Origin of the sequence: Roseateles depolymerans (assembly GCF_003387155.1) — a bacterium.
In the GTDB taxonomy this organism is placed as follows: Bacteria; Pseudomonadota; Gammaproteobacteria; order Burkholderiales; family Burkholderiaceae_C; genus Roseateles; species Roseateles depolymerans.
Map to the genome: position 1 here is coordinate 485,316 of NZ_QUMT01000001.1, position 13,661 is coordinate 498,976.

Genomic DNA, 13,661 nt, shown 5'->3' on the forward strand with positions numbered 1-13,661 from the left:
CCCCCGCACTCCCCCTCACTCTTCATTTCCATTCCATTCACTACCGACTGATCCGACAGCCATGAGCAAGAGCTTCGCATTCGTCTTCCCCGGCCAGGGATCCCAATCCGTCGGCATGCTGGACGCCTGGGGCGATCATCCCGAGGTGGCCCGCACGCTGGCCGAAGCTTCGGCGGCGCTGGGGGAAGACATCGGCGCGCTGATCCATCAGGGCCCGAAGGAACAGCTGGACCTGACCACCAACACCCAGCCGGTCATGCTGACCGCCGGCGTGGCCTGCTATCGCGCATGGATCGCGGAAACCGGTCTGGTGCCGGCCGCCGCGGCGGGTCATTCGCTGGGCGAGTACACCGCACTGGTCGCCTCCGGGGCGCTGAGCCTGGCGGACGCGTTGCCGCTGGTGCGCTTCCGTGCGCAGGCCATGCAGGAGGCCGTGCCGGTGGGCACCGGCGCCATGTCCGCCATCCTGGGCCTGGACGCTTCGGTCGTGCGCGACGTCTGCCTGCAGGTCGCCAAGGACAGTGGCGAGGTCGTGGAAGCCGTGAATTTCAACGATCCCAAGCAGACCGTGATTGCCGGCAGCAAGGCCGGTGTCGACAAGGCGATGGAAGCCCTCAAGGCGGCCGGTGCCAAGCGCGCGCTGCCGCTGCCGGTGTCGGCTCCCTTCCATTCCAGCCTGATGAAACCGGCCGCCGATCGCCTGCGCGACAAGCTGGCCGCGGTGGCGTTCAAGCCGGCGTCCTTCCCGGTGATCAACAACATCGACGTGGCCGTGACCGACAGCCCGGACGCCCTGCGTGACGCCCTCTACCGCCAGGCCTTCGGCCCGGTGCGCTGGGTGGAGGTGGTGCAGGCGATCAAGGCCCGCGGCCTGAGCACGATCATCGAGTGCGGTCCCGGCAAGGTGCTGGCGGGCATGGCCAAGCGCATCGACGGCGAGATTGCCAGCACCACCGTGCTGGATCCCGCCTCGCTGGCGGACGCCAAGGCCCTGCTGGCCTGAGGCTGGGCCGAAGAGCACGCTGCGAGAGCACGCCTTTAGAGAACGCCTTTAGAGCACGCTGAACCGAGCTGAGGATTTCCATGAGTGAGAGCAAGCAAGTCGCATTGGTCACCGGCGCCAGCCGGGGCATTGGCCGTTCCATCGCCCTGACCCTGGCCGACAAGGGCTTTACCGTCATCGGCACCGCCACCAGCGAGTCCGGGGCCCAGGCCATCTCGGAGGCGCTGCAGCCGCTGGGCGGCCGGGGCGTGGTCCTCAATGTGAATGATGGCGCCGCGGTGGAAGCCCTGGTGGATGCCATCACCAAGCAGGACGGTGGCCTGCATGTGCTGGTCAACAATGCCGGCATCACCCGCGACATGCTGTCCATGCGCCTGAAGGACGAAGACTGGGACGCGGTGCTGGACACCAATCTCAAGGCCGTCTTCCGCGCCAGCCGGGCAGTCATGCGCACGATGATGAAGCAGCGCTGGGGCCGCATCATCAACATCACCTCGGTGGTGGGTGCCTCCGGCAATGCCGGCCAGGCTAACTATGCGGCGGCCAAGGCCGGCGTGGCGGGCATGACACGTGCCCTGGCACGGGAGCTGGGCAGCCGCAACATCACCGTCAACTGCGTGGCGCCCGGCTTCATCGCCACCGACATGACCGATGTCCTGCCCGAAGCCCAGAAGACCGCATTGCTGGCACAGATTCCCCTGGGCCGGCTGGGCGATCCTTCGGAAATCGCCAGTGCGGTGGCGTTCCTGGCATCCAAGGAAGCGGGCTACATCACCGGCTCAGAGCTGCATGTCAATGGCGGCATGTACATGAGCTGAGGGCCTCGCCCGCCACTACATTTCACGCATCGTGGTACCCGCTTCCCAAAAGGGTGGGTGCCCACCGGATTCACCCGGCCGGTGTGGGGCTGATAGAGTCCGAGCGCGTTCACGTTCCCAAGGGAACCGATCGCCTCGGGGGCGCCTGATCTTAGGGGCGCCACTCTAAGGCCTTAGAATCCCGGGTTGTTCTAGCAAACCCCTCCTGGAGGAGTCATGAGCGATATCGAAGCACGTGTCAAGAAAATCATCGCCGAGCAACTCGGCGTGCCTGAAGCCGATGTGACCAATGAAAAGGCCTTCGTCGCCGATCTGGGCGCTGATTCTCTGGACACCGTGGAACTGGTGATGGCCCTGGAAGACGAGTTCGGCATCGAGATCCCGGACGAGGAAGCCGAGAAGATCACCACCGTTCAGCTGGCGATCGACTACGCCGTCAAGCACCAAAAGGCTTGATCCATGGGGGGCGCGCTCCAGCAGCGCAGCCCCGAGGCGTTCCCGCAGTATCACTTCAGTCATAGAGCATGAGCCGTCGTCGCGTCGTCGTCACCGGTCTTGGCCTGATCAGTCCCGTGGGTAACACGGTCGAGCAGGGCTGGGCCAACATCGTGGCTGGTCAATCCGGCATTGATCACATCACCCGTTTTGATGCCAGCAACCTGGCCTGTCAATTCGCGGGGGAGGTCAAGGGCTTCAACGTGGAGGAATATTTCTCCGCGAAGGAAGCGCGGCACATGGACACCTTCATCCACTACGGGCTGGCCGCTTCACTGCAGGCCATCCGGGATGCGGGTCTGCCCACCGGCGAGGCGCTGCAGCCCGAACTGGCCGAACGCATTGGCGTGCTGGTCGGCTCCGGCATCGGCGGCCTGCCCATGATTGAAGAGACGCATGCGGAGCTGACCAACCGCGGCCCCCGCCGCATCTCTCCGTTCTTCGTGCCGGCCTCGATCATCAACATGATCTCCGGTCACGTGTCCATCCAGTGCGGCTTCAAGGGCCCCAACCTGGCCATCGTGACGGCCTGCACCACCGGGCTGCACAGCATCGGCCAGGCCGGTCGCATGATCGAGGCGGGCGACGCCGACGTCATGGTGGCCGGCGGCGCCGAATCCACCGTGTCGCCCCTGGGCGTGGGTGGGTTCGCGGCTGCCCGTGCCCTGTCCACCCGCAACGACGACCCCAAGACCGCGTCCCGCCCCTGGGACAAGGATCGCGACGGCTTTGTGCTGGGCGAGGGCGCCGGTGTCCTGGTGCTGGAAGAGTACGAACACGCCAAGAAGCGTGGCGCCAAGATCTATGCGGAACTGGTGGGCTTTGGCATGAGTGCCGACGCTTTCCACATGACCGCGCCGGATGTGGACGGCCCGACCCGCTCGATGCGCAATGCCCTGCGCAATGCCGGTCTGAACCCCGACCAGATCCAGTACATGAATGCCCATGGCACGTCCACGCCGCTGGGCGATGCCAACGAGACCAACGCCATCAAGCAGGCCTTCGGCGACCATGCCAAGAACGGCCTGGTGGTGTCCTCGACCAAGTCGATGACCGGCCACCTGCTGGGCGGCGCCGGCGGCATCGAGTCGGTGTTCACCGTCAAGGCGATCCACGACCAGATCGCCCCGCCGACCATCAACATCTTCAATCAGGACCCGGCCTGCGACCTGGACTATTGCGCCAATGAAGCGCGCAAGATGCCCATCGAATATGCCGCCAAGAACAACTTCGGTTTTGGCGGCACGAATGGCACCCTGATCTTCAAGCGGGTCTGAACGGCCCTCGCGCGGTGAACGTATGACCGCGCAGGCCTTGGCCACTCCCCCACGCCGGGTTCATCGTGCAGCGATGGCCCGGCGTTTTCTTTGTCCGCCGGATCCCGCGTGGCAGGCGGTGCAGGATGTGCTGCGGGCGGCCGGCCTGCTCACCGCCGTGCTGGCGGTGCTGCTGCAACTCACGTCCCCTTTCTGCACACTGATGGTCATCGCGGCTGGCCTGCTGGCCGCTGCGCTGTGGGTGACGGATCGGCAGGTGCGGGTGCGCGCGGAGTCACCGCTCGCCGCATCCCTGCGATGGGATGGCGAGCAATGGTGGTGGGAGCCGGCCGCGGCCACCGATGCGGCTGCGAAGCACGCAGCTACCACCGATGTGCCTGCGAAGCACGCAGTCACCACCGATGCGGCTGCGAAGCACGCAGCCGCGGGCGAGCCGCTTGCCAACGCCACCCCAGCAGGCATCGACCCAGGTCGTCCCGCCGTGGCCGTGACCCCTCATGTGCTGCTGGATGGCGAGCACTGGCTGCTGCTGCGGCTGGTCCCGATCGGCAGTGAAGGGCGCTTCTGGCGCCACTCCTGTCTGGCGGTGTCCCGGCGGCAGCAGGCCGGCCACTGGTCGTTACTGCGCATTCACCTCTTCATGGCACGAACCTGAGCATTTCCGTGCATGATGTAAGTTCTGTTCCTCTGATCTGCTCCTGACGCGAGTCTTCATGTCCAAACCGTTCCGTCATCTTGCCCTGGCGCTCGCAGGCGCCGCCGCGCTGCAGGCGCCCTTGCATGCGGTCGCCCAGGCGGCTGCCCAGGCGACGCCGGTGGCCCCTGCCTCGGCAGCGGCTCCCGCGCCCGCCCCGGCACCCGTGGCTGACCTCGCCCGGGCACTGCCCGATTTCAGCGTGCTGGTCGAGCAGGCCGGTCCGGCCGTGGTCAACATCCGGACCTCGGAAAAGATCAAGGTGGGCACCAATGCCCAGCTCGATGAGCAGATGCGCGAATTCCTGCGCCGCTTCGGCATCCCGGTGCCGCCGCAGCGCAAGGGCGCTCCGACGCCCAACGCGCCAGGGACGCCCAACATGCCGTCCCCCGACGATGACGACGATGACGACGATGCGTCGCCCCAGCGTCGCGGCCTGGGGTCCGGCTTCGTCATCGGCGCCGACGGCTACGTGATGACCAACGCCCACGTCGTGGACGAGGCCGACGAGGTCATGGTCACCCTGACCGACAAGCGCGAATTCAAGGCCAAGGTGGTGGGCCTGGACCGCCGCACCGACGTGGCCGTGCTCAAGATCGACGCCACCGGCCTGCCCATGTTGCGCATGGGCGATGTCGGCAAGCTCAAGGTCGGTGAATGGGTGATGGCCATCGGCTCGCCCTTCGGTTTCGACAACACCGTGACCGCCGGCATCGTCAGCGCCAAGGCACGCGATACCGGCGACCTGCTGCCCCTCATCCAGACCGACGTGGCCATCAACCCGGGCAACTCGGGCGGCCCGCTGCTGAACCTGCGCGGCGAGGTGGTCGGCATCAACTCCCAGATCTACAGCCAGTCCGGCGGCTTCATGGGCATCTCCTTCGCGATTCCGATCGATGAAGCGATGCGCGTGGCCGATCAGCTGCGCAGCAAGGGCCGCGTCACCCGCGGCATGCTGGGCGTCTATCCGGACGACGTGAGCAAGGAAGTGGCCGAAGCCATCGGCCTGGGCAAGCCCCTGGGCGCGCAGGTCACCCGCATCACGGCGGGCGGCCCTGGCGAGAAGGCGGGCCTGGAGCTGGGCGATGTCATCACCCGGTTCAACGGCAAGCCCGTGGAGAAGGCGGTCGATCTGCGCCGCCTGGCCGCCGCCACGCCCCCGGGCTCGAAGGTGACGATCCAGGTGTTCCGCCGCGGTGGCTACAAGGACCTGACCGCCACGCTGGAAGCCCTGCCGGATGACCGCGCACCAGCCACGCCTGAACCCGAAGCGCCGGTGCAGACGGGCGCCCAGGCCTGGGGCCTGACGGTGAGCGAGCTGACCGATGCCCAGCGCAAGGAGCTCAAGCTCAGCGCCGGCATCAAGATCGATGCGGTGGACGGTCCCGCAGCGCGCGCCGGTTTGCGTGCAGGCGACCTGATCCTGTCGGTGGCCAACACCGAGGTCAAGACGATCAAGCAGTTCCAGGCGGTGCTGGCCAAGGCCGAGAAGAACAAGCCCCTGCAGATGCTGGTGCGCCGCGGGGATGCCGCGAGCTTCGTGGTCTTGAAGCCGGGCAAGGGCTAACCAGGTGGGGGGAGGGTGTCTGTCAGGGTTAACCCTTGCCATGCGCCTTCAACCCACCGCCCGTCTGGGGCTTTCCGTGATGCGGAATCTGAGTCCGCTCTGCGAGCAACCTGTCCACGATTTCCGTCGGTTGGTGCTCGCTAGCGGATGTGACCAACCGACGGGATTGATGCTGCCCTCCGCTACAATCGCACCGCGTCCGGCTCTCTTTGTAGCCACTGCGACAGGGAATCAGGAAGGCTCTGCAAAGGGCTGGATTGATCCACAGGATGTCCTCAAGCTTTTGTGGATAACCTGTTGAAAAAATTCCTGTTGGCGAAGGGCAACGCCCGCAAAGCTCGCATCCATGCGGTTTTCAGCGCGGCCCTTTTGGCTACAATGAAAGCCCAACAAGCAGTTGCCATACGTTTTGTTGGAAGGCGCGTCACCGTTTCGACGTGCCTTTTTTTTATGTCCCGCAGGCTTGCATCTGCCGTCCGCCACACGAGGGCAGCGGCGCATGTGGCACACGTGACCCCGAGTTCCTCATATGTTCCGTGTGAGCCCACGAAGGGGCCACGCTTCGCCGCCCTGGGGCAGGCCCGGGAGCCGTTCTCTGCACGGTGCTCCCATGGCAGTCTCCGGGTCCGCGGCCTCCGACTGAGTCCATGAACCACATCCGCAATTTCTCCATCATTGCCCACATCGATCACGGCAAGAGCACTCTGGCCGATCGCATCATCCAGCGCTGCGGCGGCCTGTCGGACCGGGAGATGGAAGCGCAGGTGCTGGACTCGATGGACATCGAACGCGAGCGCGGCATCACCATCAAGGCCCAGACCGCGGCCCTGCAGTACAAGGCCCGCGACGGCCAGGTCTACAACCTCAACCTGATCGACACCCCGGGGCACGTGGACTTCTCCTACGAAGTCAGCCGCTCGCTGTCCGCCTGCGAAGGCGCGCTGCTGGTGGTGGACGCGAGCCAGGGCGTGGAAGCCCAGACCGTGGCCAACTGCTACACCGCGCTGGAGCTGGGCGTGGAAGTGGTGCCGGTGCTCAACAAGATGGACCTGCCGCAGGCCAACCCGGAAGGGGCCAAGTCGGAGATCGAGGACGTGATCGGCATCGACGCGACCGACGCCATCCCCTGCTCGGCCAAGACCGGCATGGGCGTGGACGACATCCTCGAAGCCATCATCACCCGCATGCCGGCCCCCAAGGGCCAGGTGGAAGCTCCGCTGCGGGCGATGATCATCGACTCCTGGTTCGACAACTACGTCGGCGTGGTGATGCTGGTCCGTGTGGTGGACGGCACGCTGCGCAAGGGTGAGCGCATCCGCATGATGGCCACCGACGCGGTCTACCCCGCCGAGCACCTGGGCGTGTTCACCCCTAAGTCCGAACCGCGCGACCGGCTCAACGCCGGGGAGGTGGGTTTCATCATCGCCGGCATCAAGGAACTGGCCGCGGCGAAGGTGGGCGACACCATCACCGTCGAGAAGAAGCAACCCAACAACCTGGGCCCGGCCACCGAGGCGCTGCCCGGCTTCAAGGAAATCCAGCCGCAGGTCTTCGCCGGTCTGTATCCCACCGAAGCCAGCGAATACGACCAGCTGCGCGACGCCCTGGAAAAGCTCAAGCTCAACGATGCCTCGCTGCGCTTCGAACCGGAAGTCTCCCAGGCGCTGGGCTTCGGTTTCCGCTGCGGCTTCCTGGGCCTGCTGCACATGGAGATCGTGCAGGAGCGGCTGGAGCGTGAGTTCGACCAGGACCTGATCACCACCGCCCCCAGCGTGGTGTACGAAGTGCAGCTCAACGACGGCGAAGTCATCGAGGTGGAAAACCCGTCCAAGATGCCGGAGCAGAGCAAGATCGGCGAGATCCGTGAGCCCATCGTCACCGTGCATCTGTACATGCCGCAGGAATACGTCGGCCCGGTGATGACGCTGGCCAACCAGAAGCGCGGCGTGCAGCTGAACATGGCCTATCACGGCCGCCAGGTCATGCTCACCTACGAAATCCCGCTGGCGGAAATCGTGCTGGACTTCTTCGACAAGCTCAAGTCGGTCTCCCGCGGTTATGCCTCGATGGACTACGAGTTCAAGGAATACCGCGCCTCCGACGTCGTGAAGGTGGACATGCTGATCAACGGCGACCGCATCGATGCGCTGTCCCTGATCGTGCACCGGTCGCAGTCCCAGTACCGCGGCCGCCAGGTGGCGGCGAAGATGCGCGAGATCATTCCGCGCCAGATGTATGACGTGGCCATCCAGGCCGCCATCGGCGCCAACATCATCTCCCGCGAGAACATCAAGGCGCTGCGCAAGAACGTGCTGGCAAAATGCTATGGGGGTGACATCACCCGCAAGCGCAAGCTGCTGGAGAAGCAGAAGGCCGGCAAGAAACGCATGAAACAAATCGGTTCGGTGGAGGTGCCGCAAGAAGCCTTCCTGGCCATCCTCCAAGTCGAAGAATGAACGCGATGAGTGCACTGACCGGGCTGCTGTATGCCGCCCTGATCGCCTACCTGGGCGGCTGGTTCTCGGGCTACTGGAACGGCAATTTCTCGCTGTTGCTGTTTGTGCTGACGCTGGTCACGCTGGGCTACTGGACGGCCGAGCGCTTTTACTTCCAGCCGGCCCGCCGGCGCCAGGCCCAGATCGCGGCCGAGGCGTGGGAGAAAGAGCAGCGCTGGCGCGGCGCCGAAGCCACCGCTGCCGCCCGCGAGGTGGTGGCCGAGCCGCATCTGCGCCAGCCCTGGTGGCTGGACTGGACCGCCGGGCTGTTCCCGGTGATTCTCATCGTCTTCCTGCTGCGCTCGTTCCTCTTCGAGCCCTTCAAGATTCCGTCCGGCTCCATGGTTCCGACGCTGCTGATCGGCGACCTGATCCTGGTCAACAAGTTCCACTATGGCGTGCGTCTGCCGGTGATCAACAAGAAGATCATCAGCAATCACGACGTGGCCCGGGGGGACGTGGTCGTGTTCCGCTACCCGCTCAACCCCAGCGTGGACTACATCAAGCGGGCGGTCGGCCTGCCCGGTGACGAAATCCGCTACCTCAACCAGAAGCTGTATGTGAACGGCAAGCAGGTGGAAACGCAGGCCCAGGGCGACTTCTTTGATGACGATCCGGGGTCCATGCGCATCCGTCCGCTGTTCACCGAAAAACTGGGTGTGGTGGAGCACAAGATCCTGGTCGATCCGCAGCCGCGAGGCCCGCTCAGCCCGATCGCCCAGTTCCCGTATTCCCAGAACTGCACCTACACGCTGGAAGGCGTGACCTGCAAGGTGCCGGAAGGCCATTACTTCATGATGGGCGATAACCGCGACAACTCGCAGGATTCCCGCTTCTGGGGTTTCGTGCCGGATGAGAACATCGTCGGCAAGGCCTTTGTCGTGTGGATGAACTTCGGGAATCCAAAGCGCATTGGCAGCATCCAATAAGGCCGGTGCCAGCGCATCGAGCCAACGACTGATCGTCGAGTGAATTTCGAGGAATGGGAGAACCAGACATGACCGGGGCCAGCACCACCACCACCGTGAACAGCCACTCTGTCCAGGCCACCAGCGCCCGCCGTCCGGCGCGCCTGGGTCGTCGCCAGCGCGGCGTCAGCCTGTTCGGCCTGCTGTTCTGGGGCGTCATCCTGGCCTTCCTGGCCGTTGTGGGCATGCGCGTCACGCCGACGGTGATGGAATACTTCACCATCCTCAAGGCGGTGGAAAAGATTGCCACCAGCGGTCCTTCGTCGGTGGCCGAGGCGCGCGCGGCATTTGCCCGTACGCAGGAAGTTGAATATTCGATCGTCAGCATCCAGCCGAACGACCTGATCATCACCAAGAAGGACGAGAAGGTGAAGATCAGTTTTGCCTACGACAAGGAAGTGTCGCTGGGCGGTCCGGTCTATCTGCTGATCAAATACAAGGGCGAGACTCGCTGAGGACGCCATTGAAGGACACGCATGAACCCGCAAGCGCTTGATGCACTCCAGCAGCGATTGGGCTACCGCTTCAACAAGGCGGAGTTGCTCCAGCGTGCGCTGACGCATCGCAGCTTCGGGCAGCAGCACAATGAACGCCTGGAATTCCTGGGCGACGCGGTGCTGAACCTGGCGGTGTCGGCCCTGCTCTATGAGCGGTTTGCCGGTTCCGACGAGGGCGACCTCACCCGCATCCGCGCCCACCTGGTGCGCGAAGACAGCCTGCACCGCCTGGCCCTGCAACTGCAGATGCCGGCCACCCTGCGCATGAGCGAAGGGGAGGCCCGTGGCGGTGGCGGCCAGCGTCCGTCCATCCTGGCGGACGCGCTGGAGGCGGTCATTGGCGCCGCCTTTCTCGACGGCGGCTATCAGGCCTCCAACGAGATCGTCCGCCGTCTGCTGGGCGACCTGATCTCCGGCAGCGGCATCGACCAATGGGCCAAGGACGCCAAGACGGCCTTGCAGGAATGGCTGCAGGCGCGCAAGCTGCCGGTGCCGGCCTACCGCATCGTCGAGACCCGCGGGCAGGCCCATGCCCAGACTTTTACCGTTGAATGCCAAGTGCCCGCGCTCAGCCTCGCGCGCACGGGCGAAGGCCGCTCCCGCCGGATGGCGGAGCAGGAAGCGGCCCGGCAGCTCCTGGATGAGCTGCTGGCTGGCGACAAGCCCGGTGGCGGCTTGCGCGACTAAGCAAAAGGCACCCCCATGAAAAAAACCTCTCGCGGCGGCCCGGTCTCCGGACCGGCTGCTACTGACTCGACCGCGCTCGATGCGCGCGCCCGTGATGATGCCGATGACCTGAACGAGGTCACCGGCCCGCAGGACGCGCTGCAGGCGGACTCACCCGATGACCTGCACGGTCATGATGAGGATCACGGCCAGGGTCATGACGAAGACGACGATTCGGATGAAGCCGAGGGCGACGACGAGGACGACGGCGAAGACAGCGGCGTCAGCGGAGGCATTGGCGCCCCGCCGATGCACGTCTATGAAGGCGACAACCGCTGCGGCCTGATCGCCATCGTCGGCCGTCCCAACGTCGGCAAGTCGACCCTGCTCAACGCGCTGGTCGGCCAGAAGGTGTCGATCACCTCCAAGAAGGCCCAGACCACGCGCCATCGCATCACCGGGGTGCGGACCGTGGAGGAGGCGCAGTTTGTCTTCGTCGACACGCCCGGCTTCCAGACTCGCCACAGCTCCGCCCTCAACCGCAACCTGAACCGGACGGTGCAGGGCGTGTTGTCCGACGTGGATCTGGTGCTGTTTGTGGTGGAGGCCGGCAAGTTCGGTCTGGACGATGCCAAGGTGCTGTCGCTGCTGCCGCAGGACAAGCCGGTGGTGCTGATTGCCAACAAGCTGGATGCGGTCACCCGCCGGGCCGAGATGATGCCCTGGCTCAAGAGCATGCAGGAGCGTCGCAACTTCACCGAATTCGTGCCGCTGTCGGCCCGCAAGGATGCGGACGTGCAGCGTCTCTTCCAGATCCTCAAGCCCTACCTGCCCAAGCAGGAGTGGTTCTATGACGAGGACGCGCTGACCGACCGCAGCGAGAAGTTCCTGGCCAGCGAGATGATCCGAGAAAAGCTCTTCCGCCTCACGGGCGACGAGCTGCCCTACAGCGCCACCGTGGTCATCGACCGCTGGGAGGAAGAGGGCAACCTGCGCCGCATTTCCGCCAGCATCGTGGTGGAGCGGGACGCGCAGAAGGGCATGATCATCGGTGCGGGCGGGGAGCGTCTCAAGCGGATCGGCTCGGAAGCCCGCCAGGAGCTCGAAACGCTGATGGATGCTCGGGTGTTCCTGGAGCTGTGGGTCAAGGTCCGCTCCGGCTGGGCGGACTCGGAAGAACATCTGCGCAGCTACGGCTATGAGTGAGTGAGCCGCTGATGGTGCAGGGCTACGTGCTTCACCATTACGACTGGAGCGAAACCAGCCTGGTGCTGGATCTCTTCACCCGGGACCATGGCCGGCTGGCGGTGGTCGCCAAAGGCGCCAAGCGGCCTTATTCCCAGCTGCGGGGCGTGCTGCTGCCGTTCCTGCGGCTGCAGGTGACGCTGAGCAAGCCGTCCAAGATGAACGAGGAAGGCGCGGCCGAGGTGCGTACGCTGCGCGGCGCGGAATGGGTGGGCGGACAGACCTTGCCCACCGGCGCCGCGCTCTTCAGCGGCTACTACGTGAACGAGCTGCTGCTCAAATTCCTGCCGCGCCAGGACCCGCACACGGCGCTGTTCGATGCCTATGCGGACCTGATGCCGCTGCTGCAGACGCCGGACGGGTCGCAGGCGGCGCTGCGTGCCTTTGAACTTCGCCTGCTGGCCGACTGTGGCCTGCTGCCCGACCTGAGTGTGCTGGCCACGACGCAGGCTGCGCTGGACCCGGAGCGGCTGTACATGTTGTCGCCGGAGTCGGGCGTGGTCGTGCCGACGCAGGATGCGCCGCAGCTCACCGGGCAGGCGCTGGTGCAACTGCAGGCGGCGCTGCTGCATGGCTCCATGCCTGCGCTGCGTGCGGCCTGTGACGACGCGGGATCGGCCCTGAAGCCGTTGCTGCGCGCCTTGCTTCACTATCATCTGGGGCATCGGCCGCTGCGCACGCGGCAGGTGCTGCTGGATGTCCAGAAGCTGCTGAACTGACCGGAGTTCCCTGCATGAATCCCCTGATGGCCCCTGAAGGCTTCCGTCACGACGCGCGCTGCGCGTTGTCCGTCAACGTCAACAAGGTGGCCTTGCTGCGCAACACCCGCCACCTGGGCATTCCCAGCGTCACCCGGGCGGCGCAGCTGTGCCTGGAAGCGGGCGCGCAAGGCATCACGGTGCATCCGCGGCCGGATGGCCGGCACATCCGCGCGCAGGACGTGCGTGAGCTGGCAGAGCTGCTCAAGGCCTGGCCGCATGCTGAGTACAACATCGAGGGCAACCCGACCCAGAACCTGATGGACTTCATCCGGGAGACCCGGCCCCATCAGGCGACATTCGTGCCGGACAGCGAAGACCAGTTCACCTCCGACCATGGCTGGAATCTGCCGGCGGACGCGGAGCGGCTGCGGCCCATGATTGCGGAATGCAAGTCGCTGGGCGTGCGGGTGAGCCTGTTCATGGACCCGGTGCCGGAGATGATGGCCCACGTGGCCGCGCTGGGCGCGGACCGCATCGAGCTCTACACCGAAACCTGGGCCAGTGCCTTTGGCACCGAGCGGGAGGCGGCGGTGCTGGCGAGTTTTGCCGACACCGCCCGTGCAGCGCTGGCGCAGGGGCTGGCCATCAATGCCGGGCACGATCTGAACCGCGACAACCTGACGCGTTTCCTGCGGGACGTGCCGGGCGTGGCGGAGGTGTCGATCGGTCATGCCCTGGTGGCCGATGCGCTGGAGCTGGGGTATGGCGAAGCGGTGCGAGAGTACCAGCGCAGCATCCAGCGGGCCTATGCCCGCTGAGGGGGCGGACCGACATGATCTACGGCATTGGCACCGACATCTGCGACATCCGCCGCATCCGCGAGACCTTTGAGCGTCGAGGCGTGCGGTTTGCCGAGAAGGTGCTCGGACCGCACGAGCTGACCGTGTTCCACGACCGCTACCAACGGGTGCCGGCGCGGGGCATTGCTTATCTGGCGACCCGTTTTTCGGCCAAGGAAGCGTTTTCCAAGGCCATTGGCATGGGCATGCGTATGCCGATGACCTGGCGGGACTGCGAGGTGGTGAAGGCGCCCAGCGGCAAGCCCGGCTTGCGGCTGCACAACGCGCTGGCGACGTGGTTCGAAGCCAAGGGGTTGACGGCGCATGTCACCGTGACCGATGAAACCGACTATGCCGCGGCCTTTGTGGTCGTGGAGACCCGAGAGTGAACCGAGC

General features: G+C 65.4%; 14 protein-coding genes. All 14 read left to right on the forward strand.

What is annotated here, in order from left to right:
* Positions 1-61: 61 nt before the first annotated feature.
* The 14 genes from fabD (at position 62) to acpS (ending at position 13,654) form a co-directional block, all read left to right on the forward strand.
* Positions 62-1,003, forward strand: coding sequence for an ACP S-malonyltransferase (fabD, locus tag DES44_RS02055; protein WP_058936432.1), 942 nt, complete (start codon positions 62-64; stop codon positions 1,001-1,003).
* An 80-nt stretch (positions 1,004-1,083) separates the two neighbouring features.
* Complete coding sequence (fabG, locus tag DES44_RS02060; RefSeq protein WP_058936431.1) at positions 1,084-1,821, forward strand: 3-oxoacyl-ACP reductase FabG; 738 nt, start codon at positions 1,084-1,086, stop codon at positions 1,819-1,821.
* A 216-nt stretch (positions 1,822-2,037) separates the two neighbouring features.
* The gene (gene acpP, locus DES44_RS02065; RefSeq protein ID WP_058936430.1) at positions 2,038-2,277 is read left to right on the forward strand and encodes an acyl carrier protein; all 240 of its coding nucleotides are present in this window, start codon (positions 2,038-2,040) and stop codon (positions 2,275-2,277) included.
* Positions 2,278-2,345: 68 nt separating this feature from the next.
* Complete coding sequence (fabF, locus tag DES44_RS02070; RefSeq protein ID WP_058936429.1) at positions 2,346-3,593, forward strand: beta-ketoacyl-ACP synthase II; 1,248 nt, start codon at positions 2,346-2,348, stop codon at positions 3,591-3,593.
* A 73-nt stretch (positions 3,594-3,666) separates the two neighbouring features.
* On the forward strand, positions 3,667-4,248 hold the full coding sequence (locus DES44_RS02075) for a hypothetical protein (protein WP_058936428.1): 582 nt from the start codon (positions 3,667-3,669) through the stop codon (positions 4,246-4,248).
* 58 nt (positions 4,249-4,306) lie between these two features.
* Complete coding sequence (locus DES44_RS02080) at positions 4,307-5,854, forward strand: DegQ family serine endoprotease (protein ID WP_058936427.1); 1,548 nt, start codon at positions 4,307-4,309, stop codon at positions 5,852-5,854.
* Between the two features lie 647 nt (positions 5,855-6,501).
* Positions 6,502-8,310 (forward strand): translation elongation factor 4, encoded by a 1,809-nt coding sequence (lepA, locus tag DES44_RS02085; protein WP_058936426.1) that lies wholly within the window; start codon positions 6,502-6,504, stop codon positions 8,308-8,310.
* A 5-nt stretch (positions 8,311-8,315) separates the two neighbouring features.
* A complete protein-coding gene (gene lepB, locus DES44_RS02090) occupies positions 8,316-9,278 on the forward strand; it encodes a signal peptidase I (protein WP_198164815.1) in 963 nt (320 codons plus the stop codon).
* Between the two features lie 68 nt (positions 9,279-9,346).
* Positions 9,347-9,772, forward strand: a complete 426-nt coding sequence (locus tag DES44_RS02095) for a DUF4845 domain-containing protein (protein ID WP_083525824.1) — start codon at positions 9,347-9,349, stop codon at positions 9,770-9,772.
* A gap of 21 nt (positions 9,773-9,793) precedes the next feature.
* Entirely contained in the window at positions 9,794-10,501 is a 708-nt protein-coding gene (rnc, locus tag DES44_RS02100; RefSeq protein ID WP_058936424.1) for a ribonuclease III, read from the forward strand.
* Positions 10,502-10,789: 288 nt separating this feature from the next.
* Positions 10,790-11,686 carry a GTPase Era gene (gene era, locus DES44_RS02105; RefSeq protein WP_058937577.1) on the forward strand — a complete coding sequence of 299 codons (897 nt, stop codon included), beginning with the start codon at positions 10,790-10,792 and terminating at the stop codon, positions 11,684-11,686.
* Positions 11,687-11,697: 11 nt separating this feature from the next.
* Positions 11,698-12,444 (forward strand): DNA repair protein RecO, encoded by a 747-nt coding sequence (gene recO, locus DES44_RS02110; protein ID WP_058936423.1) that lies wholly within the window; start codon positions 11,698-11,700, stop codon positions 12,442-12,444.
* A 14-nt stretch (positions 12,445-12,458) separates the two neighbouring features.
* A complete protein-coding gene (locus tag DES44_RS02115; RefSeq protein ID WP_083525822.1) occupies positions 12,459-13,244 on the forward strand; it encodes a pyridoxine 5'-phosphate synthase in 786 nt (261 codons plus the stop codon).
* A 14-nt stretch (positions 13,245-13,258) separates the two neighbouring features.
* Positions 13,259-13,654, forward strand: coding sequence for a holo-ACP synthase (acpS, locus tag DES44_RS02120; protein WP_058936421.1), 396 nt, complete (start codon positions 13,259-13,261; stop codon positions 13,652-13,654).
* The last annotated feature ends 7 nt before the right edge of the window (positions 13,655-13,661 follow it).